At 69.4% G+C, this 22550-nt stretch carries 19 protein-coding genes and 2 pseudogenes; 10 read left to right on the top strand and 11 right to left on the bottom strand.

What is annotated here, in order from left to right:
• Nucleotides 1–399 precede the first annotated feature (399 nt).
• A pseudogene (locus ACQEV2_RS00760) lies at nucleotides 400–2001 on the top strand (TROVE domain-containing protein).
• On the opposite strand, the gene ACQEV2_RS00765 reads toward ACQEV2_RS00760, so the two are convergent.
• Nucleotides 1949–2392: a DUF2332 family protein gene (locus ACQEV2_RS00765; RefSeq protein ID WP_433054078.1), complete on the bottom strand. Its 444-nt coding sequence runs from the start codon at nucleotides 2390–2392 to the stop codon at nucleotides 1949–1951. The pseudogene ACQEV2_RS00760 and the gene ACQEV2_RS00765 overlap by 53 nt on opposite strands.
• Before the next feature lie 875 nt (nucleotides 2393–3267).
• Here ACQEV2_RS00765 and ACQEV2_RS00770 point away from each other — a divergent pair.
• The gene (locus ACQEV2_RS00770) at nucleotides 3268–3678 is read left to right on the top strand and encodes a subtilase-type protease inhibitor (protein ID WP_433035110.1); all 411 of its coding nucleotides are present in this window, start codon (nucleotides 3268–3270) and stop codon (nucleotides 3676–3678) included.
• Nucleotides 3679–3937: 259 nt separating this feature from the next.
• Here ACQEV2_RS00770 and ACQEV2_RS00775 read toward each other — a convergent pair whose 3' ends face one another.
• Both ACQEV2_RS00775 and ACQEV2_RS00780 read right to left on the bottom strand, forming a co-directional pair.
• Nucleotides 3938–4156 (bottom strand): hypothetical protein, encoded by a 219-nt coding sequence (locus tag ACQEV2_RS00775; protein ID WP_433035113.1) that lies wholly within the window; start codon nucleotides 4154–4156, stop codon nucleotides 3938–3940.
• Between the two features lie 50 nt (nucleotides 4157–4206).
• The gene (locus ACQEV2_RS00780) at nucleotides 4207–4833 is read right to left on the bottom strand and encodes a glyoxalase (protein WP_433035116.1); all 627 of its coding nucleotides are present in this window, start codon (nucleotides 4831–4833) and stop codon (nucleotides 4207–4209) included.
• 367 nt (nucleotides 4834–5200) lie between these two features.
• Here ACQEV2_RS00780 and ACQEV2_RS00785 point away from each other — a divergent pair, with 367 nt between their 5' ends.
• Nucleotides 5201–6241 carry a vWA domain-containing protein gene (locus ACQEV2_RS00785; protein ID WP_433035119.1) on the top strand — a complete coding sequence of 347 codons (1041 nt, stop codon included), beginning with the start codon at nucleotides 5201–5203 and terminating at the stop codon, nucleotides 6239–6241.
• An 800-nt stretch (nucleotides 6242–7041) separates the two neighbouring features.
• Here ACQEV2_RS00785 and ACQEV2_RS00790 read toward each other — a convergent pair.
• Nucleotides 7042–7911, bottom strand: coding sequence for a calcium-binding protein (locus ACQEV2_RS00790; protein WP_433035122.1), 870 nt, complete (start codon nucleotides 7909–7911; stop codon nucleotides 7042–7044).
• 316 nt (nucleotides 7912–8227) lie between these two features.
• Between ACQEV2_RS00790 and ACQEV2_RS00795 the strand changes: the two genes are divergently transcribed.
• Together ACQEV2_RS00795 and ACQEV2_RS00800 are read left to right on the top strand one after the other, a co-directional pair.
• On the top strand, nucleotides 8228–9064 hold the full coding sequence (locus ACQEV2_RS00795) for a DUF1206 domain-containing protein (RefSeq protein ID WP_433035125.1): 837 nt from the start codon (nucleotides 8228–8230) through the stop codon (nucleotides 9062–9064).
• A 542-nt stretch (nucleotides 9065–9606) separates the two neighbouring features.
• Nucleotides 9607–9759, top strand: a pseudogene (locus ACQEV2_RS00800) (IS5/IS1182 family transposase); the annotation flags it as partial.
• Here ACQEV2_RS00800 and ACQEV2_RS00805 read toward each other — a convergent pair.
• Nucleotides 9725–10453 (bottom strand): DUF2625 domain-containing protein, encoded by a 729-nt coding sequence (locus ACQEV2_RS00805; RefSeq protein ID WP_433035128.1) that lies wholly within the window; start codon nucleotides 10451–10453, stop codon nucleotides 9725–9727. The pseudogene ACQEV2_RS00800 and the gene ACQEV2_RS00805 sit on opposite strands and share 35 nt — an antisense overlap.
• Nucleotides 10454–11113: 660 nt before the next feature.
• Here ACQEV2_RS00805 and ACQEV2_RS00810 point away from each other — a divergent pair.
• From ACQEV2_RS00810 to ACQEV2_RS00825, 4 genes are all read left to right on the top strand, one after another.
• Nucleotides 11114–11686 (top strand): hypothetical protein, encoded by a 573-nt coding sequence (locus ACQEV2_RS00810; protein WP_433035131.1) that lies wholly within the window; start codon nucleotides 11114–11116, stop codon nucleotides 11684–11686.
• 283 nt (nucleotides 11687–11969) lie between these two features.
• Complete coding sequence (locus ACQEV2_RS00815) at nucleotides 11970–12683, top strand: DUF4328 domain-containing protein (protein ID WP_433035134.1); 714 nt, start codon at nucleotides 11970–11972, stop codon at nucleotides 12681–12683.
• Nucleotides 12684–12835: 152 nt separating this feature from the next.
• Nucleotides 12836–13693: an NAD(P)H-binding protein gene (locus ACQEV2_RS00820; protein WP_433035137.1), complete on the top strand. Its 858-nt coding sequence runs from the start codon at nucleotides 12836–12838 to the stop codon at nucleotides 13691–13693.
• Between the two features lie 23 nt (nucleotides 13694–13716).
• Nucleotides 13717–13854: a hypothetical protein gene (locus tag ACQEV2_RS00825; RefSeq protein ID WP_433035140.1), complete on the top strand. Its 138-nt coding sequence runs from the start codon at nucleotides 13717–13719 to the stop codon at nucleotides 13852–13854.
• 3 nt (nucleotides 13855–13857) lie between these two features.
• Here ACQEV2_RS00825 and ACQEV2_RS00830 read toward each other — a convergent pair whose 3' ends face one another.
• From ACQEV2_RS00830 to ACQEV2_RS00845, 4 genes are all read right to left on the bottom strand, one after another.
• Complete coding sequence (locus ACQEV2_RS00830) at nucleotides 13858–14529, bottom strand: hypothetical protein (protein WP_433035143.1); 672 nt, start codon at nucleotides 14527–14529, stop codon at nucleotides 13858–13860.
• Nucleotides 14526–16208, bottom strand: coding sequence for a serine/threonine-protein kinase (locus tag ACQEV2_RS00835; protein WP_433035146.1), 1683 nt, complete (start codon nucleotides 16206–16208; stop codon nucleotides 14526–14528). Before ACQEV2_RS00835 ends, ACQEV2_RS00830 begins: the two co-directional genes overlap by 4 nt.
• A 193-nt stretch (nucleotides 16209–16401) precedes the next feature.
• Nucleotides 16402–18474: a glycoside hydrolase gene (locus ACQEV2_RS00840; RefSeq protein ID WP_433035149.1), complete on the bottom strand. Its 2073-nt coding sequence runs from the start codon at nucleotides 18472–18474 to the stop codon at nucleotides 16402–16404.
• A gap of 593 nt (nucleotides 18475–19067) precedes the next feature.
• Nucleotides 19068–20423 carry an FAD-dependent oxidoreductase gene (locus tag ACQEV2_RS00845; RefSeq protein WP_433054081.1) on the bottom strand — a complete coding sequence of 452 codons (1356 nt, stop codon included), beginning with the start codon at nucleotides 20421–20423 and terminating at the stop codon, nucleotides 19068–19070.
• Nucleotides 20424–20768: 345 nt separating this feature from the next.
• Here ACQEV2_RS00845 and ACQEV2_RS00850 point away from each other — a divergent pair, with 345 nt between their 5' ends.
• A complete protein-coding gene (locus ACQEV2_RS00850; RefSeq protein WP_433035152.1) occupies nucleotides 20769–21539 on the top strand; it encodes a DeoR/GlpR family DNA-binding transcription regulator in 771 nt (256 codons plus the stop codon).
• 147 nt (nucleotides 21540–21686) lie between these two features.
• On the opposite strand, the gene ACQEV2_RS00855 is transcribed toward ACQEV2_RS00850, so the two are convergent.
• Both ACQEV2_RS00855 and ACQEV2_RS00860 read right to left on the bottom strand, forming a co-directional pair.
• Complete coding sequence (locus ACQEV2_RS00855) at nucleotides 21687–22226, bottom strand: hypothetical protein (protein ID WP_433035155.1); 540 nt, start codon at nucleotides 22224–22226, stop codon at nucleotides 21687–21689.
• Nucleotides 22183–22398, bottom strand: a complete 216-nt coding sequence (locus tag ACQEV2_RS00860) for a hypothetical protein (protein ID WP_433035158.1) — start codon at nucleotides 22396–22398, stop codon at nucleotides 22183–22185. The genes ACQEV2_RS00855 and ACQEV2_RS00860 overlap by 44 nt, the downstream gene beginning before the upstream one ends.
• Nucleotides 22399–22550: the final 152 nt, after the last annotated feature.

Raw genomic sequence — 22550 nt, forward strand, 5'->3', positions numbered from 1 at the left:
GATCGCTCGGCCGCGGTCGACGTGCGGTACCGCCCTGCCGCGGCCACGTGACTGACTCAAGGGCAGGTGTTGTAAGCCGTCGATGAGCGTTGTTCAGGAGGTCGCCGAGGCTCCCCCGGGGTCGACGGACGCCCCTGTCGGAGTCCGAGAACGGGCCCGCGTTAATCGATGGTGTGCGGCCCGCCGGCCCTTGTAGGTTGGCTTCGCGTCCGCGCCTCCGATGCGCTCGGCTGCGGCTACTTCCTTCTGACAACCAAGTGACGCCGCCGCCCCTTTTGATCTCGGCAGGCGGGGGCGTCTTCGCCCGTCGGGCCTTTTGGCCGGGGACGTCCAATCCTTTGAATCCGGGGGGATTCGCTGCCTCGTTACATCCCACGCGTCTCCAAGATGTGGCCCGAGATGCTCGTGACCCCGCACGTTTCGGCGGGCGCCCGCTCCCTGCCCCCACCACGGCTCCATCACGCGCCCGCCAGGCCGGACTTCCGCACCTATGAGGGCGGCACGGCCTTCGTCCGGGAGCCCCGCGAGAAGCTCTTCCTCCTCGCGGTCGGCAACTTCGTCTCCCAGCGGACCTTTTACGAGAGCGGTGAGGAACGGGACGACCGGTACACCCGTCTCGTCGGTGAACTCGCTGTCCAGGACCCCGTGTGGACGGCCGGCCTGCTGCGTTGGCTTCGCGGCGAGGGCAACATGCGCACGGCGTCCCTGGTGGGCGCCGCCGCGTACGTGCGGGCCCGGCTCCAGGCCGGGGTGTCCGCAGGTCCCTCCAACCGGTCCGTGATCGACTCGGTGCTCCAGCGCGCCGACGAGCCCGGCGAGCTGCTCGCCCACTGGATCTCGGCGTACGGGCGGAACGTGCCGCAGCCCGTGAAGCGGGGCATCGCCGACGGAGTACGTCGGCTGTACACGTCTCGGTCCTTGCTCAAGTACGACACCTCGTCCAAGGGATTCCGCTTCGGCGACGTGCTCAACCTGGTGCACGCCTCCCCCGACCCGGACAAGCCCTGGCAGGGCCCGCTCTTCCGGTACGCCCTGGACCGCCGCCACCGCCCGGAGCAGGCGGTTGCGCCGGCCTGCGACCACCTGCTGACAGCTCACCGGGCACTGATGGAAACGCCTGCGGACGAGCGGCGGGCGGTGGTGACCGGGCCGGGCGGCCCCGAGCGGCTGGCCGCGGCGGGCATGACGTGAGAGGCCCTGGCCGGCTGGCTCCACGGACCGATGGACGCCGCCGTCTGGGACGCCGTGATCCCCACGATGGCGCCGATGGCGCTCCTGCGGAACCTGCGGAACTTCGACGAGGCGGGGGTCTCGGGCGAAGTCGCGGCCCGGGTCGCCACACGGCTCGCGGACGCCACCGAGGTCGCCCGGTCCCGGCAGTTCCCCTTCCGCTACCTGGCCGCCCACCAGCACGCGCCGTCGCAGCGCTGGGCGGCAGCGCTGGAACGGGCACTGGGCCACTCCCTGGCCAACGTACCGTCCCTATCAGGCCGGACCCTGATCCTGGTCGACCGGTCCGACTCCATGTTCTGGGACACCGTCTCCGAGCGGTCCAAGCTGACTCGGGCGGACGCGGCGGCCGTGTTCGGCACCGCGCTGGCCCTGCGTGCCGAGCAGGCGGATCTGGTGGAGTTCGGCTGGAGCAGCGCAAAGGTGCGGTTCGAGCCGGGCGAGCCGGTGCTCGAGGTGCTGAAACGGTTCCACAGTCTCGGAGGCACCCACACCACGAAGGCCCTGCGGACCCAATACCGGGGCCACGACCGGGTCCTGATCATCACCGACGAGCAGGCCGCCCCCTACGGCCCCGGCGGACCGGCCGAACCTGTCCCGGCCGACATCCCGGTCTACACGTGGAACCTGGCGGGGTACCGCCCCGCCCACGGCCCCACGGGCCCCCACCGGCATACCTTCGGCGGCCTCACGGACGCCGCGTTCCGGATGGTCGGCCTCATCGAGGCCGGCCGCGAGGCCGCTTGGCCGTGGACCGCTGAACCGGCCTGATCCGAAGGGACACGGCCCAGGAGTCCGCCGGCCACGCCAGCAGGCGGCCCTGCGACCAGCCGCGGCCGGCCAATGGTCTCGGCATGCAGAGCCGACCGCTCGGTGTCGGTCGCGTCGGCGCGACTCCAGCCCTTTCCGCTGACACGCACGCCACCGCCCGGCCGGCCGCCGCTTCATCGAGCCGGTGCAGGAAGCGCAGGCGGCTCTCGAGAGGGACGTGCGACAGCGCCCACGTCATGGTGACCACAGGTGGGGCGTCCGCGGGCACCCCGGCGAAGGCGTCGGGCAACACCTTGACGGCGTCACCTTGCAGCAGCGGAGGGGCTGTCGCCGGCGACGCCTTCTCTGCTGGGAGCCTTGCGGTCCGCTCCGGCTGATCCGGCGCAGGCAGGCGCGCAACCGTCGGGCGTCATCCGCGTCCCCTCCCCACAGGGCAGGGCGCTTCCTGCGGTCGGGCCTGGCATACGGAGGAGGCTAGCCCGGGGGACGACGAAACCGGGCTCCTCACCTGGCACCACAGCGCCGAGAGATCCTCGCCAACTCGCCGACTGCTGCCGCTCCCTGACCGTATGGCGAGCGCTCCAAATTGACCGGGCACCAGTGGCGAATGAGGTCCGTCGGGGTCGGCCCGAAGCCGGCCGCCGCCTTCATCGAGTCCGGCATGCACACCGTCGGCGACCTCGCCGACGTCCCTCAACTGACCCTTCGGCGCCTACTCGCTGCCCGCGCCGGCCAAAGCCTCCGGGAGGGCGCCCAAGGCCGCGACACCCAGAGAGTCGAGCCGGACGGACCGGGCCGCCGGAGCAGCGAAGTTGGCTGTGGGCCAGGGCTGGGTGTTCCGCGAAGGACGTGTTCCCACGCCGGCACCACGGGCCAGCCTTCACCGGCACCATCAGCGCGGCGCCGTCCGGCTGCCGCCACTCCTGACTTCTGCCGACCGGGGAAGGCGTCTTGGCCCCGTGTCGTGCGCCGTGGCCCACGCGGTACGGAAGTCACGCTCACCACTTTCAGGTCATTTCACACCACAGGCACATCGGCCACGCTCTCCACCGGCGCACAGGACGAGATGCCGCTCACCTCCTCAACCGCCCAGACCGCTCACCCAATCAAGCCACTGATTGAATCGGCAATCTGGTCTGAATTTCAGCGATGGCACGCACTTCAGCTCTTCCGTTCTGAGAAATGAGCAACACAGCGGGTACCTCGAGGCATTGAAAACCGCAAGAAGAAGGGAAATACACCATGCGACCAATGACACGATGGGCAATGGCAGGAGTCCTGCTCACCACGGCCCTCGCCGGCCCACTGAGCGCACCCGCCCACAGCGCCCCCACCTCGCCGTACGCTCCCTCTGCCCTGGTCATGACCACCGGCCACGGCGAGAAGGCCGCCACCACAGCACCGGAGCGCGCTGTGACGGTGAACTGCGCGTACACCACCTCGGGGACGCACCCGGATCCGCGTCAAGCCTGTGCGGATCTGGACCGTGTGCGCGGGGACTTCGACCGCTTGGCCACACTCCGCGGAAATGGGACAGGACAGCCCTGCACAAAGGAATACCGCCCCATTGTCGTCACCGTGCAAGGCGTATGGCGCGGTACCCGCGTAAACTACGAGCACACCTTCCCCAACCCTTGCATCAAGGAAACACAAGGGGCTTCGGCATTCGCCTTCTGAGCCACCACGGTCAGTAAGGCTTCTCACCGGCGGGACCTGGTGGTCGAACTGCGACACCGCATCGACCACGTAGGTCCCCCGTCGTGCGTCGGCATGGGAGATCAGCGCGCCAGGTGACACTCCCCCGCCCGCAGCCTCGTGAAGCCAAGCAGCGGGTGCTGCGGCGAGGAGCCGAGGACATCGACGTTTCGAAGCGGCCGCGCAGTTCACCTTGCGAGCCGGGAGCCGCTTCGGCATGCAGTCCCGGCGGCGTGCGGCGTCAGTGCTCGAGCGCCGGAAGGCCGGCCAGGCCGGTGTCGAGCATGACGCGGTCGACCGTCTCGCTCAGGGTGCTGTCGGCACCGATGACTTTCTCGATGCCGCCGGACAGCAGGTCGAGCTCCCGGTACCAGTCACGCTGCCCTCGCTGCCCTTGCCGCCCAGTGAGCCGAGCACCCAAGAAACTGGTGATCCTGGCCTGGGCCCCGCAGATCGTCATCCCGCCGGTCTGTTGTCAAAGAGGGTCCCGCCGCCGGGACCGTACCCGATTCACAGCGACGCGGTCTCAGCTTCGGCCGTCCACGCGAACCCGTCCGGGTCGGTGAACGAGCCGGCACCGCCACCGATCGTGAGCCGGTGCGATCCAGTGCCGTCGGCAGAGACGCCGACGACCTTGGCCAGGGCACCACGCTTGTACAGCGCCAGCTTGACCGGACCGGACCCGGCGGCGAACTCGACGTACTTGCTGCCAAAGCTCTTCGCCACGGCCAGGCCGCGCTCGACGTAGAACCGCTTGCTCGCCTTGACGTCCTCAACACCGAGCAGAAGCACGATTTCGTCGATCTGCCGGGTGGCCGGCCCGGTGTCCCTCTTCGACGACGACGCGACCTGCCAGACCGTCCCGTCCGGGGCCTGTACGACGCCCCCGTAGCCCCACAGCGACTTGCTGGCGGGCTTCACCACCGTGGCGCCGGCGTCCACGGCTGCGTCTATGAGGGCGTTGACGTTGGCCGGCTGGGACACCACGAGCGACAGCGTGAACCCACGGAAGCCGGTTGTCGGTGTCTGTGAGGCCCGCAGGTGTATCTGACTGTCCAGGCGGAAGGCGGTGGTGTAGAAGCGGTTGGCGGCGGCGGGATCGGCCACCTCAAGGGTGACGGATGCGATGGAAGTCATGCCGATGACGCTAGCTACGCCTCCGAGACCTGCGCTTCTCGATTCCTGACCAGAACAAGACCCCCAGCACAGTCCTGTCGTCGCCGAGCACCGTGGTGCGCATGCTTCGCGAGCCCAGCGGCCGCGTCCGGCCGGGACACCCACGATCGTCCGAGAGTTGCCGTCCATCGCAGGGTGGGTGCTCGCGTGCGGGGCCAACGTCGCCCGGGAGAGGCCCCTCCCCGGCTGTGACAGTTGCCCGCGGTCTCGTGCTGTGCCCCCGCTGCGCCCCCTGGTCGGGGCCCCTCGTCCACTCCGGGAACCAAGATCGATTGTCAGTGGTGGGTGAGAACATCGAGGCGTCGAGTCGGAAAGAGGGGGAGCTGCCATGACCGGAAGCCAGAACTACATCAATCACGTTGCCCTTGTCCTGGATGCCAGTTCGTCCATGTCGCACCTGAGCCGCAAGGCCGTCGAAGTCGCCGACCAGCAGATTGCCTATCTGGCCCGCCGATCGCAGGAGCTGGACCAGGAAACCCGCGTCACGGTCTACGTCTTCGCGGACAAGGTGGAGTGCGTCATCTACGACAAGGACGTGCTGCGGATGCCGTCCCTGAAGCAGTTGTACCGGGTCGGTGGAATGACGGCCCTGCTGGCGGCCACGCTCAAATCCCAGCGGGAGCTGGCTCAGACAGCCCAACTGTACGGAGACCACAGCTTCCTGACGTTCGTCCTCACCGACGGGCAGGAGAACGCAAGTCATCGCTGCCCGGATGCCCCTGACCGGGACCCGCGTGAACTGGTCCAGGCCGTGGCCAAGATGATCGAGACACAGGAGGACAACTGGACGCTGGCCGTCCTTGTGCCGGACCAGATGGGCAAGCGCGAGGCCATGCAGTGCGGGTTCCCGAAGGACAACATCGCCATCTGGGACGCCACGAGCACACAGGGTCTGGAGGAGGCCGGGCAGGTCATCCAGCAAGCCACCGAGAAGTTCCTGGTGGGCCGCGCCCAGGGCATCCGCGGATCACGGGCGGTGTTCTCCACAGGTGCAGAGGCGGTGAACAAGGACACCATCAAGGCAGCCGGCCTCACCCCGGTGGATCCGTCCAAGTACCAGCTGATCCCCGTGGCTCGTGACGCGGCGATCCGGGACTGGGTCGTCGAATGCGGGCACACCTACCGTACCGGTGGCGCGTTCTACCAGCTGAGCAAGTCAGAGAAGATACAGGCGCGGAAGCAGATCGCGGTGCTGGAGAAGAAGACGGACCGGGTCTACACAGGGCCCGAGGCCCGAGCCCTGCTCGGCCTGCCAGACGTGGAAGTCCGCGTCAAGCCGGACCACAACGACGACTTCACGATCTTCGTGCAGAGCACCAGCGTGAACCGGAAGCTCGTACCGAACACTCGGCTGCTGCTCATGCCCTGACGCCCCGTAAACCCCGGCGGGTCCCGGGTACTTCACCGTCCCGGCCCCCACCAGCGACAGAGTCGGCGGCTGCGGGCGCGGCGCAGGCGTGCATGTTGCTGAGACCGCCGCCGCCTTCACGCCGATCGCTCTAACCTCGATCTTCCACGAGGGCGCCTCGGCTTACTCGGTACCTACAGCCTTCCAGCCCTTCGCGACGGCCCGTCGGTTCTCCGACGGGCCGTTTCGGCTGCCGGGCCTGGCGATGGCGTGTCAGTGGCCCGGCTGTCGCATCGAGTGAGCGCCGGGTTCCCCGGCTCCGGTCCCCTGGTGCTGCTCGTGGAGACTGGAAGTTCCAGGTCAGCCGGTGTCCGTGGAAGGTCCCGCGCGCCAGCCGCGACGTCCGGCCACGCGAACCCGCCCGCGACTTGCCAGAACGCAGGATGGAAGATCCCGGCGGCGGTCGCTCCGCGTCCAGCATCACCGCAGGCCACGGGCTCGATCTACGACTGTAGGACCAGCGTCTCCGCGCTGACCTCGGCGAGACCGCCGGAGGACTCGTGCGGCGCGCCGTGTCTTTGGTGAGCCAGCGTCAGAGACATGGCCCTGAAGGTCATGCAGGCTGATGATCTCGCCTCAGGCGACAGCTCCCACGTGCAGGATGTGAAGGGGGCCCGCACCGCCACCGAGCCCCGTCGACCGCGCCCGGACAGGCTTCACAACGTCGTCTGATCACCTCAACGCACGGCATCGGAGTCTTGGGACGTGCAGGTCCCGCCGAGACCGGGCCGCATCGGTTGATCAGGGTGGTGCTTGCCGGATCAGGGGCGTACGTCGACGTAGTCGCCGGTGGCCTTGGCTGGGCCAGTGGTGGTGGTACCGGTGAAGGTCCAGCGCCAGTAGCCGTCCTTGACCGCCTTCACTGTGGTGCGAAGGGTGCCGGTGTTGCTGGTGTTCACGGTGGCCACCGTGGTGTAAGTGCTGCTGGCCTTCGGGCGGAACTGCAGTTTCACGGCCTGGCCCGCGTATCCCGCATACCGGTAGGTGTCCCAGTTGGCCCGCACCAGCTTGCCGGTGATGGTGATGCGAGCGCCCTTGGCCACCGGTTCCGGTGAGGCGTTGACCGTGAGCCGTGCGGCACGCTTGAGGCCGAACGACCCCACGCCGGGGGCGAAAACGGAATCGCCGTCGTTGGCGTCGACCAGGGCGTCGACCGACCATGTTCCCGCGTTGGCGTTGGCCAGGTCCACCGGATCGTCGCTGCCCGGGGCAGGGTGGGCGTTGACGGTGAACACCGTCGTGCATGCCGTCGCGGTCTCGCAGAACACGTCGGTGGTGTAAAAACCGCCGTGCGGCCCCTTGAGATCCACATCGGCGAACGACAGGCCGGAGTCATCCGCCCCGGTCAACGTGACCGGGAAAACCACGCTGTTCGTGATGCCCACGATGACGTCATGTGCGGCGTTGACGATGGCGCCGCTGACCATCGGGTCGCTGGCCGCGGTGTCGGACACGGCATCGGCTGAGGCTCCGACACCCACCAGCAGAACGGCGACAGCACCCACCACGACACCGCGGCTTGCGGCCCAACCGACAGGCGTGCGCCGTGGGGCACCTGCGGCGGAAATAGGCGGGGCGATGGCGCGCCCGCCGCTGTGTCTGACGCTGGATGGTGCGGCGAAGCGGCTCATGAGTCCTCCCAGGGATGACGGGGCGTTGCCGCCAACCACCCCCACAAGTAAAGGCAGTTGGTGGCGTGCACCGGAGACGGATGCGTGGCATTCCCTACGACTGCCGAAACGGGCCGATCGTTGCCCGCGGCGCGGCGGGAAAACGACCCGGCGCCCGCCACCGGAGTCGGGCAGTAGCCGGACAAGGCGAGCGGAGCAGCGCCGCTTCACGGATGACAAGGCAACGGCGGCGCAGAATCCCCGCTGGGAGCTGGCCGGCGGCTGGGCCGCGTGTGAGGCGGCCGCGCCGGGGCATCCGGAGTGCCGGGAGGTCTCCATGGACACGAGGGCGTTGGCATGGACCGGGCGGCTCCGGGCGCGGCGGGCGACGGGTTCGGTCACGGAGGGGGCGGCGCGGGCGGGCCTCGCCGCCCGGGGTGTGATCTATCTGCTCGTCGGTGCGCTTGCCCTGCAGATCGCCTTCGGCGACACGAACGCGCAAGCCGACCGAGGCGGGGCTTTGGCGGAAGTGTCACAGAAGCCGTTCGGCGCGGTACTGCTGTGGGCGCTGGGCATCGGACTCGTCGGTATGGCCCTGTGGCGACTGTCCGAGGCGTTCTTCGGCTCCGTCGGGCAGGACGGCCGCAGCGCGCGCAAGAGGCTGCTGGCGACCGTCCGCTTCACGTTCTACGTCTTCGCCGCCTATTCCGTGCTGTCGTTCGCCGCGAGTCGTGACCAGGGCAGCGGCGGATCCAGCGACCAGCAGTCCCGGGATGCCACCGCCAGGGCGATGGAGATTCCCGCCGGCCAGTGGCTGGTCGGCGCGGTCGGGATCGCCGTCGTCGTAGCCGGTGGCTGGGTCGGCGTACGGGCGGTCCTGCGCAAGTACCACGACAAGCTCAGGCTCGGTCAGATGAGCCGACGGACCCTCCAGCTGGTGGACGTCACCGGAGTGGCCGGCGGCGCCGCCCGCGGGCTGGTGTTCGCCGTGGCCGGCGTGTTCGCCGTCCGCGCGGCCATCGACTACGAACCCGACCAGGCCAAGGGACTGGACGACACCCTGCGCACCTTCGCCGAGACCCCGCTCGGCCCCTGGCTGCTGGTCTGCGTCGCGGCCGGCCTGGTGCTGTTCGGTGTGTTTTCCTTCGCCATGGCACGCTGGCGGCGGGTCTGAGCGGCGCCCTGCGCGCACCACGAACCGGATGAGCGATTCCGAGATTCCGCCCGACGACGACCAGTCCCGCGGCCGTCAACGATCCGGTCGGCCGGCGGGCGGTACCGGAGCAGGCAACGCAGCCGCACCTCGGTGTCTCGTCCCCGGCCGCCAGGCCAATGGCCGCAAGGCCCCGGCCCTTCCATGTCCCAGGCGGCACACCGGCCTTCCCGCGCGCGTGCATCTCCACCGCCGCGGTTGAAAAAAGGGGCGCCTGGACAAACAAGGATGCTCGCCGGCCGCAGGCATCGTACGGTAGAGCCGTTCAGGTGCGCAGGTTGCGGCTACTTCGCCTCTCAAGCGGGTAACGCGGGTTCGAATCCCGCCACCGGCATACCGGCCGGTGTCGTCCAGCGGCCCAGGACGCCTACAGTGCGCCGCCGCCGATCTCGATCTCTGAACACCTACTCACGAGCCGTCCGCCACGAGGCCCCGGCGGGCGGCTTCGTCATGCCCTTGAAGTCGCGCAGGCTGAGGGCCTTCGTCACACTGTCGACGAGTCCCTCGTCCGCGGTGTCCCGGCCATCCGCTGCCGCTGCGGATCGCGTCGCCGACGGCCCGCCAAACTCCATGGCGACAAGGGGTACGACGCGCTGCCGGCGTCTGGCCGGACAACCCGGATCATGCGGCTCCAAGAAACCCTGGGTCGGCACCGTCGAACTGCAGACACATGTCGCGGCTCAGGCCCAGGAGTTCCGTCATCGGCACCGCGCGACGGCTGGTAGCCGGCAGATCCTGGCGGGCCTCGGCCGACCACAGCGGCGGGAAGAACGACAGTCCCTGCCGGCCATTCAGCGCGGAGACTTCACTGCGCCAGCCGTCCCACCGCAGCCCCTCGTAGAACTCCTGGAGCCCTCCGGCGAGAATCCAGGACAGCCAGGCCGAGTGGCCGGCGCCCAGGGCCTCCCAGCCAAGGGCATCGGGGGCGAAGTAGACGACCTCGCCCGGGTCGCCGGGCCGACCGGCCTCACCTGGGTTGCTCCCGTTGAGGGCGAAGACCCCGCCCAGTACATCGTGCGCAACCACGAGACCGGCATCCGGCCGCCATGCGGGATCGAATGTGGAGGGCATCGAGTTGATCACGGCCAGGCCGGGCGGGCCTTCGAGCCCGCTGCTACTCGGACTTCCGAAGATCTGCAACCATCCGCTGTCCACGAGCAGACCGCCACAGTTCAGTACGATGCCACCCAAATATGATCGTGCGGAGACCTGTAGTTGCAGCAGGGAGGCGCGGCCTATCCCCGCATCGCCGGGCAGCACTTCAACTGGTACGTCAGAGCCGGACAGCTCCTGTAGGAGGAGCGGCCAGGCTGGATCGTCGACGTTGATCAGCTCGTTGACCTCGCGCATCTTTGCATCGTCGCACCAGCCCCAGCGGCTCAGTCCGCCGGGGCATCGGTACTTCTATCGACCAATCGACATGCCTCTTTGCACTTGGCTGAGCTGGCTGCGTTGAATCCCCAATCAGGGAAGTCGGTAGCGGTGCGGCCGCCAACTCGACGAGGGCGCCGTCTCCCGGAGATATGAGATCGGCGCGGCCAGTCGGTGGAGCTGGCCGAGGCGTGGCTCGTGCTGATCGCGGGCTGTTCCGCCCATACATGCGGGCAATCCGGTGTTCGTCAGGGAACGGTTGACAATCGCCCGCTGGGCCGAGCACGTGCGCTGGCGCGGCCGACGCGGCATCAGGCGTTGGCGTACCGGAGATGCTGGCCTTGATGGGCTCGAGTTCGCGTGCCTCGGAAGTCCGCTGGACGTCGCGACGGGGGTGTAGAGGCTTCCAGACGCAGGGCCGCCTCGTCGGTGAGGTCGAGGTCGAGGGAGTGCGACGGCGTCGGCGTCGTCGAACTGGTAGCGGGTCCTGCCGGAGTTCACTGCGTCGTGCAGGGCCTGAAGGGTTTCTGAACCTGTTCCCGTTCCTTCGATACAACCGAACACGTGGCTGGCGTGTCTCAGATCCCGCAACGCGCGTAAATGCCACACATGGGCTCCCAGAGCCCAGGGGGAACCGAGTTGAGAAACCTGACAAGAGTTGCGCTCGCCTGCCTGATCGGGGCGGGGATGGTCGTCACCGCCGGCGGTGCCGTGCAGGCCGCTCCGGCGTCGGAAGGCGGATCCAAGCCGGTCAAGACGGTCGAGAAGGGCTACGCCCTGTCCTGCACCGGGCAGTCCGGGAGCGTCACCGTCGCGGTGGACCTCTACCAGAACTCGGCGTTCGGCTCGCACGCCGGTCTGTCGGTCGAGACGGCGGACGGGGAGTTCGGCGGCGGTTACGGGCCGGAGGAGACCACGCTGTTCTCCAACGGGATGATCACGGCCGATATCCCCGTCAGGAAGCTGGACGACACCGCCGAGCCGGTGGGCGATGCGGTCATCAGCGGCACCTACGTGGCCGCGGCCCGGCCGAAGCCGGTGCATGAGGTCATCGAGGACCCGGCGGGGCACTACGTGATCACCAAGGGCACCAACACACAGCTCCGGACGGTGGCCACAGTGGAGGTGCTCGGTGTGAGGGTCCCGCTGTCCTGCTCCACCGCTTTCGCGTTCAACCTCACAGTGTGGCGGCTGACTCCTGGTCAGGAGTGACGCGCGGCTGTGCAGAACCGGCCGCCGGTGTACCGGCGGCCGGCTACGGGCATGGACTGCCGGACAGAGGAAGAGGGGGCGCCGCGACGCGGCATCCGTGCCGTCATCTCGCAGCCCTCCGACAGGGTCGGACACCGCCTCGGGCGGCGCGGTCTTGCGGAATGGCTTCCCGAGTCCACCGGTGTAGGTCATGGACGGGACGTCTCATCTCGGCTTACCGTGCCTCCGCGCGCGATCTTCCGCGGGCCGTTTTCCGTCTTCTTGCCCGTGGGGGGCCACCGTCATGTCCGCATCCAATGATCTGCGTCCGCGTCCTTTGCTGCCCGCAGGTGTACCGCGCTCGTCACGCGGCCTCCTGGCCGCTGTTTCAGCGCTGCTCGCAGTCGTCGCCCTGGGCGATCTGTTCGCCGTGTTCGCCGGAGCCCGGATCCACATGCTGATTGACGGGGACGACGCCTTCGCCACCGCTCCCCAGCAGGAACTGGACGCTGCGTACTCGCTGTACGAAACGGCCGGGAACCTTCAGGCCATGACGTACGTGCCCTGCGCGGTCCTCTTCGTCATCTGGTTCTTCCTGATGCGCCGCAACACCGGGCTGCTGGCGCCCGACCGGTTCCGCAACGGGCCCGGCTGGGCCATCGCAGCCTGGGTCATCCCACTGGCGAACTTCTGGATGCCGTACCGCATCGCCGTCGACATGTGGGGGGCGAGCACACCACTGCCGGATGACGACGAACCGCACCGGACGTCGATCTGGCCGGTGAACCTGTGGTGGGGCCTGTTCGTCTTCAGCGCCCTGTTCGGCCGGTACGCCGCGTCCCGCTACGACGATGCCGAGACACTCGCGCAGGTCCAGGACGCCGTGGCTCAGTACATGGCGGCCGACATTCTCGACCTTGCCGCCGCCGCGGCCGCGGTGTACTTCGCGGTCCGGCTGACGACCATGCAGCGGCTGAAGGCATCTCAAGGGCCGTACCGGAAAGCAGATCTGGGATGACCAGGCGCGGCTAGGACCACGCAGGCACGCGGACCCTCGTGCGCCGTACGCGACAGGAGACGCCGGCATCCGCACCACCTCAACGGCATCTCCTGTCGCCGCTTCCGGACTTGCGGACAGAAGCTGACCGCAAGTCTCCCTACGGTCGTGCCATGACACAGACGCAGAAGATTCTTGTCACGGGCGCCACCGGAACCGTCGGCCGCCAGGTCGTAACCGAACTACTCGCCCGCGGGCACGAGGTCCGCGCCCTCACCCGGGATGCGGCGAGCGCCGACCTCCCGGCCGACGCCGAGGTCGTCCAGGGCGACCTGACCCGACCCGACAGCCTCGTCCCGGCCCTGGAAGGCGTCACCGGGCTTCACCTGATCACCTTCGGCGGGGCCTATTTCGCCCCTCTGGAGACCGGTCCGCGCATCCTGGAGCTGGCCTTTGCGGCCGGCGTGCGCCGGGTCACCGTGCTGCACGGCGGCGGGCCGTCGCTGCTGGAGGACGCCGTGCGTGCCGAGGAGGGTGTGGCCTGGACCGTACTCATGCCGGTCGAGTTCATGGCCAACGCCCTGGAGTGGGCGGAGCAGATCGTCGCCTCGGACGAGGTCCGCGAGCCGTTCGTCTCCCGGCTGAGCGCCATGGTCCACGAGGGCGACATCGGCTCCGTCGCCGCGGTCGCGCTCACCGAGGAGGGGCACGGAGGCCAGGAGTACGTGATTACCGGACCTGAACTCCTCACCGTCGCCGACAAGGTGGCCACGATCGCCACTGCCCGTGGCCGGGAGATCGCCCTCGTCGAGCTGACCGAGGAACAGGCCGTGGCGCAGTGGCGGGCGGCGGGCCATCCGGAGGACGTCATCGGCTTCCTTCTCGAGGCGTACGGCAACACCCCGGAGGTGGGCCGTACGGTCGTCGACACCGTCGAGAAGGTCACCGGCCGCCCGGCCCGCACCTTCAGCCAGTGGGCCGCGGAGCACGCGGACGCCTTCACGGCACACTCCCCCGTGATCACGGCATAGCAAGGATCGGCGCGCTCATCGGCGTGACCACCCCCTCCACGTACACCCCGTACGACAAGGGCGTGGCCCCGAAGACCACAACCACCCAGCCGCTGTCCGCCGGCACCCGGACGCTTCCGCGCCTGCGCCTCGAACCGCTGCCGATCACGGCCACGAGGTAGCGCTCACGCGCAGTCGTACGTGAAGTGAGAGACGGCCGCCGGGTGGCTCGGGGACACGATGCGCAGTTCGGCCCGTGCCATGTGGTGGCCCTTGCCCTGGAAGGTCCAGAGCAGGTGCAGACGCGCCTGCTTCTGGTCCTGGGCCACCTCTTCGCGCAGGACACCCGAGGTGGTGCCGTCGCTGCGGATCCAGCGGTAGGAGAGCGTGCCCGGCCGGCCGTTGGTGGTGACGACGGCGACGATGTCTGCGGTGGCGTCGCACGTCAGCACGGTCGGCTGAGCCGTGACCGTCACCGTCCGCACGTCGAGGGACGGGCCGAGCCGCTGCCAGGCGAGGAACGCGAGCACACAGCTCAGCACCAGTGCGGGCAGCGCGTGTCTGCGCAGCCGCCGGCGCGGGGCCGGGGGCGTGGAGGGTGGCAGTACGGCGGGCAGCGTCCGGTGGGTGCGGTGCGTGACGGCGGCGGTCACCCCCGGGCCGAAGCGCAGCACGGTGCCCTCGACGCGATCCGGCACCGTCGCCGGCATTGGCGTCGGCGTCGGCGTCGGCGGTTCGACGAGGGTCGTGTCCGGCTCCGGGCGCTGGATCCAGTGGCTGGCCAGGGCGGTAGCGCTGTACTCGGCGTCCTCGTGCCCGGTGTCGCCGTGCTCGGAGTGGTCGTTCTGCGCGGTCATCTGATGTCACACTGCCTGGTCAGGAGTTGCTGTGAGGCGCCGCCGTCGGAGGAGGCCGGTGTGGTCGTGATCTGCACCGCCCAGTAGCAGCCGCGGTTGAGGAAGGTGTGGTCGGCGGTCAGGGCGTACTCGGTGGCGCCGCTGCGTTGGAACGTCTGGGTGGCGCCGTCCGGCGTGCCGAGCTGTCCCGCGGTGTTGCTCGTGAACCAGGCCACCGTGATGGTGACCGGCCCGGTGCCGTCCGTGGTGATGCCCAGGGTCGCCGTGGCGGTGGTCGGTCCCGTCTGCTGGAAGTCGGTCACGGCGACGTCCTTGACCGTGGTGGGGGGCGGGGCGTCGGTCGTCGGCGGTGCCTCGGTGGTCGGGGCCGTCGGGGTCGTCCCGCCGGGCGGTGTCGTCTCCGGGTCCGGGTTCGGAGCCGTGGTGCCGGGCGCCGGCGGCTCGTCGGCGGTGGTGCTGGCGGAGGGAGAGGACGACTGGCCGGGTGACGTGGTGGGCGTCGGGGACGAGGACGGCGACGCGGAAGCCGGAGCGGTGGGTCCCGTGGGTGCTCCGCCGGGCTGGGCGCTGGTGGTGGCCAGGGCCTGTGCCGCTTGCTGGGGGTCCGCTGCCGGGGTGTGCCGGATGCCGTACGTCAGGAGAATGCCCAGGAGTACGGCCGCCGCGGACACGAGCGCCCCCGTCCTGCTGGGCCGCCATGATCCCGCCCAGTCGTGGTCCGGGTCGGGGCCTCGCCCACCGCCCGGATCCCGGTCCGCGTCCGGCCGCAGAACCGTACGCGCCGTGTCCACGGTCGTCCGCGGAGCGTTCCGCGCCGACGGCAGCAGCAGCGGCAGCAGGGCCACCAGCGCGGCGAGCCGGCCGCGGCCGCGTTCCTCCCAGGCGGGCCCGTAGGCGGCGCCGGCGGCCGCGTCCAGCTCCGCGACGAACTCCTCGGCGTGCGCGGGTCGTTCCTGCGGGTCCTTGGCCAGACCGCGCCGCACCAGTTCCCGCACGGAGTCGGGGACCTCCTCGGCGGGGACCGGTGCCTCGACGTGCTGCAGCGCGAGTTCGACGAGATGGTCACCGGTGTACGGCTTGCGGCCGGTCAGGCACTCGAAGAACGTGGCCGTGGCCGCATACACGTCGGCGGCGGGCGAGGCGGGGGCGCCGGTCCACTGTTCGGGGGCCATGTAGGCGGGGGTTCCGGCCACACCGACGCTGGTGCCGGCGTCCACCGCGATCCCGAAGTCGACGAGCTTGGACGCTCCGTCCGGCTCGACCAGCACGTTCTCCGGCTTGTAGTCGCGGTGGACGACACCGACGCGGTGCGCGTCGGCCAGGCCGAGCAGCGACCCCTTGAGGATCACGAGCGCGGCTTCCGGTTCCAGCGGCCCCTGACGGGCCAGCAGGGCCCGCAGCGAGACGCCGTCCACCAGTTCCATCACGATGGCGGCGCCGTCCGGGCTCTCGACGTACTCGTAGAAGACGGCGACGTGCGGGCTCTCCAGGCCGCCGAGCAGCCGTGCCTCCGCCCTGAAGTCGTGCACGAAGCCGGGCCGGTCGCGCAGTGCCTCGCTGAGGTACTTCACCGCGACCGGCACACCGGTCTCCTCGTGCACGGCCAGGACGACCCGCCCGCTCGCCCCGGACCCGAGCTCCAGCGTCTCGCTGTACCCGGGCACCGCCCATGTGTTCATGCGTCCCCCAAGGCCGCCCCGCCCCGGGCTCCCCCCGGAGCTCGGGCCACGCGCTGAGAGACACATTTTCGGCCACCGCGGTTGCGGGGGAAGGGGCTTCGCCGAATCGCCCTTGGACACGGTCCGGGGACATGTGAAGCCCGGACGAGAAGGCCCAGGCCTCCGACCTGGGCCTTCTCGGTACGCCGGTTGATCAGCTGTCGGTCGCGGGTGTCACGTCGGTCACCCTCCAGCGCTGGTTGGAGCCGGAGTTCGGCCACCACACGCCGACCTTGGCGCCGTCGCTCGTGGACTGGCCGGCGACGTCCGCGAGCCGGCCGGTGCCGGCGTTGACGAGGGTCCAGGTGCCGTCGCCGGTCGTCGACATGATCCACTGGGCGGCGCTGTCGGCGCGGCCCTCGGCGGGCTCGGCCACCAGGGCGCCGTCGCGGATCGCCAGGCGCTTGCCCTCCTCGGAGGCCCCGTCGGCGGTGAGCACGTAGCGCGCTCGGTTGCCGGTGGTGTGGCCGACACGGTCCAGGGTCCAGTGCCGGCCGCTCGGGTCGGCCGCGTCGGCGGTCTTGATGACGAGGCCGGTGCCGTCGGCGCCGATGGTGAGGTCCTTGCCGCTCTGGACGCCGGTCAGGCGGTAGCTGTGGCCCTCCTGCAGTTCGGCCGCGTCCTTGGCGACGCCGGACACTCCCTTGACCAGGAATGAGGTCACGGACTGGGCGGGGACGGTGATCGTGGCCTGCTTGCCGGTGACCCGGACGGGCTGCTGCTTCACCAGCTTGCCGTCGGCGTCGGTGACGACCGGGGTGACGGTGGCACGGGAGGAGACGTGGCCGAACTTCGACAGGTCCAGGGTGACGTCGCGGGCCGCGGTGGTGCTGTTGACGTGGACGACCGTGGCCTTGTCGCCCTTGCGGGAGACCGCCGCCGTGCTGGAGGTGTCGTCCGTCTTGATCAGCCGGTCACCGGGCTTGATGTAGTGGGTGAAGTTGCGGGCGGTGTCGAACTTGGTGTTGGTGTAGATCGGGCAGGTTTCGAGGGTGTCCTTCGAGGTGCAGCTGAAGGGGATCTGGATCTCGCCCCAGTTGCCGCCCTTGGCGGACTCACCGCCCGGCTTCATGTTGTCGTAGTCCTCGACGGGCTGCCAGAACACCCAGGCCTTGGGCTCCAGTTCACGCAGGTCGTCCACCATGCGCTGGGCGAGGCCCAGCCCGGGGCGCATGTCCGTGAAGCTCTGGCCGTCGCCCCAGTCGCCCTCGACCTCGCTCATCCACAGCGGCTTGTCGGCCGCCTTGGCCAGGTCGCGTACGGTGGTGCGCTGGCTGGTGCCGTAGGTGTGGACGTTCATCTGGCCGACGAGGTCGCGCACGTCCTGGGGGTAGGAGTTCCAGTTCGTGGCGAAGGTGCCCGGGTTGGTCTCGTCCATCGCGGAGATCTCCGCGTTCGTACGGGACTTCTCGAGGGCCGGGCCGAGCGCCTTGATCACCTTCTGCTGGAGCTCGGGGCCGATGTGGGCGCCCTCCTGACGGCCACCGGTCGGCCGGCCGTCCGCGCCGAGCTTGGTCCCCCAGTAGTTGGTGTTGGGCTCGTTGAACGGGTCCAGGGTGTCGACCTTGATGCCGTGCGCCTTCTCCAGCCGCTCGGTGGCACCCACCAGGTAGGCGGCGAAGTCGTCGACGGACTCCTCTTTGAGCTGGTCCTTCGACGAGTCGAAACCGCCGGAGACGTAGCCGCTGACGGTCATGAACCACGGCGGGGAGTTGCTGAACGTCTCCCAGTGGGTGATGTCCTTTTTGATGCGGTCCACCCACCAGCGCTGGGTGGCGTCGGCGTTGTTGTTCCAGTCGGCGGGGTCGTCGGCGCTCCACCAGTCGACATCCTCGCGGGTGGTGCCCGCCGGGGCCTTCCACCAGCCCTCGACGGCTCCGCCGGCTCGCAGGTAGTCCTTGACGTCCGGGGCGTTGCCGCCGCCGATGTTGTAGCGGGCGATGTTCAGGGCGAGGCCGTCGTCGCCGAAGAGGAGCTTGGCCAGCTTCTCCCGTATCGCGGGCGGGTAGTCGCCGGTGGCGTTGGCGAACCAGACCAGGCTGGTGCCCCAGCCCTCGAAGCTCTCCCCCTTGTAGGAGGGGTCGGGCCGGACGGTGACCGACGCGTTGGCGCTCGCCGTATCGGCGAAGGCGGCCGGCAGTGAGGTGGTGGTCAGGACGGTCCCGGTCGCGAGGGCGGTGATGCCGATGGCCCCGAGGAGCCGTCTCGTGCGCGTGCGGTGTGCCATCTGGAGTACTCCAACTCTTCTGTGTGCCACGTCCCGGCGAGACACAGAGATCGGGGCCGCGTTGTGCGGTGCGGTTCGGTGCGTTCGATGCGCTCTCGTAGGGCTGGGTGCGGGGCGATGTTTACGTAAACATGTGCTGGCGGGATGTCTACACCGCCCGGATCTCGGGGGTCAAGGAGTCGTTCCGCACCGGAAGTTGCTGCGTCGAGGGATTGGGGAGACAAGGGGGACACAGCGGACGGTGCGGGCATGTCGGTGGAAGCGCGTCGTCTGGGGCCGCGGCGGGCTTCTGCGGCCTACGCCGGCAACCGGCCGCCTGGCGGGACGAAATCGTCATCGTCGAATACACCAGCGGTCCGGACGAGCCCAAAGCTCCTGCAGCCACTGGACAGCCCCCGGATGCAGCACCCCGCCTCGGTCCGGCCGGCTCGCCCACCGACACGTCCTGGCCGAACGGCCGTTAGGTCCCCTGCGGGGCATGGTCCGGCTGCGGGCACGCCGGCGCTCGGGCGACCGTAGGCACTCCTCCCGCCGGACGACTGCCGGTCGCACTCGACGACCTCGACCGAGGATGCCCGCGCCGTCGGCTTCACTCAGGCCTCCGGTTCCTCCGGCGTCGCCGGCGGCTCGGCAGGGGTCGGCGCGGGCGGGTGGAAGAGGACGGCCCGGGCCACGGGTGGGGCGAAGAGGGCGGTGACGGGCGCGGAGAGGGTCAGTACGGAGCGGAAGGCGCCGCCCACGACGGGGTCGCCGGGGTAGCGCTCCTGGACGCGCTGCAGGTACCAGTCGGCAGCGCGGTCCGCGGGCCCGCCGTTGACCGCGTTGCCGACCGCGCCCGGCATCTTGCGGTCCGCTCCGGCGGAGATGTCCCATGCCTGCCGGGACGCCGCAAGCAGGGCCCGCTGTACGCGGCGCGTGGTGGGGATCCGGCTCGGATCCGCGAGTGCATCGCGCAGCGCGACCGCGCTCATCGCGGCGATGGCCATGCCCTGCCCGTAGATCGGGTTGAAGGTGCACAGGGCGTCGCCGGTGGCGAGGAATCCGGCCGGGCTGCGGCCGGGCTGGTCGTAGCGGCGGCGGACATTGGCGGTCCGCCGGTAGCCGAAGGCCGGCGAGAGCGGTTCTGCCTCGTCCAGCCACTGGTGCAGGAGTGGATGCGGCAGCCTCTTGGTGTACGTCACGAACTCGTCGTCGTCCGTGGGCGGTTCGTCGCCGCGCAGCCCCGAGACGATGACCAGGTGGCTGCCGTCCTCCAGCGGCAGCGCACCGCCTGCGTGGACCTGGTCGGGGCTCGGGTAGACGTAGTAGCCGAGGGTGTCACCGTCGAGGACGCCGCTCTTGCCGCGGTAGACGCGCGAGGCGTACGCAAGCCCGGTGTCGATGGTCTCCTCGTGCGGGGCCTCGGCCCCGATCGCCGTCAGCCACTGTGGAGCTTTCGTGCCGCTGCCGGAGGCGTCGACGACCAGGTCGGCCTCGAGGGCCCGCTCCTCCCCGCGGGCGTCGCCGGAGCGTTCCCGCAGCAGCACGCCCCGTACGCGCGAGGCGTCGCCGAGGAGCCCGACGACATCGGTTCCCTCCACCACACTGATCACAGGGTTGGCCAGAACCCGCCGCCGCACCAGCTCCTCGAGCTGCGCGCGTGAGCCGGTGTAGATGTGCGTCGATGCGGGCAACCGGCGCAACCAGCGACCGCTCTGCCACAGCACCATGTCCGACGGCATGCCCACCCGCGGCGCCCCCGCCGCCCGCAGCTCCGCCACGAAGCCCGGCAGCAGTGACTCCAGGGCCACCTGCCCGCCCTCCAGCAGCACATGCGGATGCCGGCCCTGCGGCACCCCGGGCCGCGGACTCGTCCCGTCCGGGAACCGGTCGCGCTCCACGACGGTCACCCGGTCGGCGTACCCGGCGAGAACGTGCGCCGCGAGCATCCCCGCGAGGCTCCCGCCCACGACGACCGCATGCCGCCCACCCCGGCCACCGCGCACGCCCCAACCGCCCGTCTTCCCGGCAGAGTTCACCCGATCGCTCCCCTGATCGCCACGTCACGACAAGGCACCAGTATCCGGCCTCGCAGGACAGGTTGACCTCGTTCCAGCCCTTTTGCGCCTCCCCGAATACATCCGCCCGCCCCCGGCCGTCCGCGCGTTGTGCAGCTCACGCCCACAACGCAGGGTGGCCGCTCGGCCCAGCGGTCACGGATCCAGCAGACCGCCGCTGTTGGGCTCTCTCCGAGTCGTCAACTACGGCCATTGGTCGGCAGATTGCGTCGGCCGGCCCGTGTAGTGTCCGGTTGCGTGCTGGCTGAACGACGACACCAACTCATCCTGCAGGCCCTGCGCTCGGGCGGCACCGCCTCCGTGACCGACCTCGCCGAGCAGCTTGATGCCAGTGCGGCGACCATCCGCCGTGACCTCCTCAAGCTCGAGGCGGACGGGCTGCTCACGCGGGTGCATGGCGGAGCGGTCATCGAAGAGGATCAGCCGTCCTTCGACGAGGCCGCCGCGGTCCGAGTGGGCCGGAAGGACGCGATTGCCACCCGAGCGGCCACGATGATCGAGGACGGTCAGTCAGTCATTCTCGACAGCGGCACGACCGTGCACCGACTGGCGCTTCAACTGCGCGGCCACCGGCTCACTGTGATCACCAACAATCTCGCGGTGTACGACGAACTCAACGCTGACGACAACATCGACCTGATGTTGCTCGGGGGCATGGTCATCCGCGAGTCACGCATGGTGGACGGTTTCATGGCAGAGGACAACCTCCGCCAAGTCCACGCCGACTGGCTGTTCATGGGTGCGTGCGGCCTTCGTCCCGGGGGCCAGGTCATGGACACCACCGTGGCCGAGGTGCCCGCCAGGCGCGCCATGATCGCCGCCAGCGACAAGGTGGTGCTGCTGGCCGACAAGAGCAAGTTCCCGGGAACCGGCATGGTGAAGATCTGCGGCCCGGAGGACCTGGATGCGCTCATCACCGACGCGTCGGAGGACGACGCCACTTTCATGGCCTTGCGTGAGGCCGGTGTGAGAGTGATACAGACAGGACCGTCCGTAGCCGACGGCTGACACAGCGACCTGTACTGCCGGTGAGCGATGAGGCAGCGGGGCAAGTGCAAGGGGCCCGTGGATGTGAGCTCGCCGCTGCCAGCAGATCCGCTGACGTCGGAAGCCATGCAGCCAGAGCGCAATCAACGGCATTGTGCTCAGCCGGTGTCAGGGGGTGGGGGTCATGAGGCCGGTGCGCTGGGCGTAGCTGTCCAAAGGCTCCGCCGAGGCCCACCAAGACCTGTAATAGTCCCGGAAGGAATTGACGGCTTCGGCCGTTTCCAGACTGTGCCCACTCATGAACGATCCGTCCGCAGTCAGCAGCAAAAGCACTGCCGTATCGTCGATGATCGCCATATTGACTGCGTCCACGCCGCTGTTCGTGGTCACCACGCGGGCATGGTAGTTGGCAAGACCGTGCATCTCCTCGTAGTGCTCGCGTAGCCACTGACGCATGGCACTGTTGCCGGGTTCCTGGGCCGGGACACCGATGATGCGGTGGAACGACGCGCCCGGGTTACGCCGGGTCCAGTCGGCTGCGGTCCTGAAGTACTGCTGCGCCGCCGGCGAATGGAAGCTCTGCGGCGGCGTGTTGCGCACATAGCTTGTGTAGATGTGACGTTCGGCCGTGCGCACCAGGCGGACGAAGGAGAGGAAGAATTCATCACTGGTGCGGTAGTGCGTGGAAGCCGGGGGCCTGACGGTCACGAATCTCGATGACCATCGACAACAGAACGTAAAGGACCGCGTAGATGAGCGGTATCTGCCACTTCACGTCCCATGCGAAGAGATTCGCAACGATCGACCCACCGATGACGAACAGCAGAGCGAGCAGCAACAACTTCTGCTCGACGGTTCGCAGATTGACCATCCGCCGCACCAGCCCCACCCCCCATGGCGCTTGCACCCTGCCTCCCGTCGGGCACACAGAGATGCACGTCGCCGCGGTGTCTACCCTTGAAGAAGCGCGGTGACACGGAAACCTGCGATGACGGGCCCGCATCGGGCGAGAGTTGTCCCTCAGACGGTCGG

The organism is Streptomyces sp. CA-251387 (genome assembly GCF_050936625.1).
GTDB lineage: Bacteria > Actinomycetota > Actinomycetes > Streptomycetales > Streptomycetaceae > Streptomyces.

What these genes read in the sequence shown, in the direction of transcription:
- ACQEV2_RS00770 (WP_433035110.1), top strand. Translation starts at nt 3,268, where the DNA reads ATGGCAGGAGTCCTGCTCACCACGGCCCTCGCCGGCCCACTGAGCGCA.
- ACQEV2_RS00775 (WP_433035113.1), bottom strand. Translation starts at nt 4,156, where the DNA reads ATGACGATCTGCGGGGCCCAGGCCAGGATCACCAGTTTCTTGGGTGCT.
- ACQEV2_RS00780 (WP_433035116.1), bottom strand. Translation starts at nt 4,833, where the DNA reads ATGACTTCCATCGCATCCGTCACCCTTGAGGTGGCCGATCCCGCCGCC.
- ACQEV2_RS00785 (WP_433035119.1), top strand. Translation starts at nt 5,201, where the DNA reads ATGACCGGAAGCCAGAACTACATCAATCACGTTGCCCTTGTCCTGGAT.
- ACQEV2_RS00790 (WP_433035122.1), bottom strand. Translation starts at nt 7,911, where the DNA reads ATGAGCCGCTTCGCCGCACCATCCAGCGTCAGACACAGCGGCGGGCGC.
- ACQEV2_RS00795 (WP_433035125.1), top strand. Translation starts at nt 8,228, where the DNA reads ATGGACACGAGGGCGTTGGCATGGACCGGGCGGCTCCGGGCGCGGCGG.
- ACQEV2_RS00805 (WP_433035128.1), bottom strand. Translation starts at nt 10,453, where the DNA reads ATGCGCGAGGTCAACGAGCTGATCAACGTCGACGATCCAGCCTGGCCG.
- ACQEV2_RS00815 (WP_433035134.1), top strand. Translation starts at nt 11,970, where the DNA reads ATGTCCGCATCCAATGATCTGCGTCCGCGTCCTTTGCTGCCCGCAGGT.
- ACQEV2_RS00820 (WP_433035137.1), top strand. Translation starts at nt 12,836, where the DNA reads ATGACACAGACGCAGAAGATTCTTGTCACGGGCGCCACCGGAACCGTC.
- ACQEV2_RS00830 (WP_433035143.1), bottom strand. Translation starts at nt 14,529, where the DNA reads ATGACCGCGCAGAACGACCACTCCGAGCACGGCGACACCGGGCACGAG.
- ACQEV2_RS00835 (WP_433035146.1), bottom strand. Translation starts at nt 16,208, where the DNA reads ATGAACACATGGGCGGTGCCCGGGTACAGCGAGACGCTGGAGCTCGGG.
- ACQEV2_RS00840 (WP_433035149.1), bottom strand. Translation starts at nt 18,474, where the DNA reads ATGGCACACCGCACGCGCACGAGACGGCTCCTCGGGGCCATCGGCATC.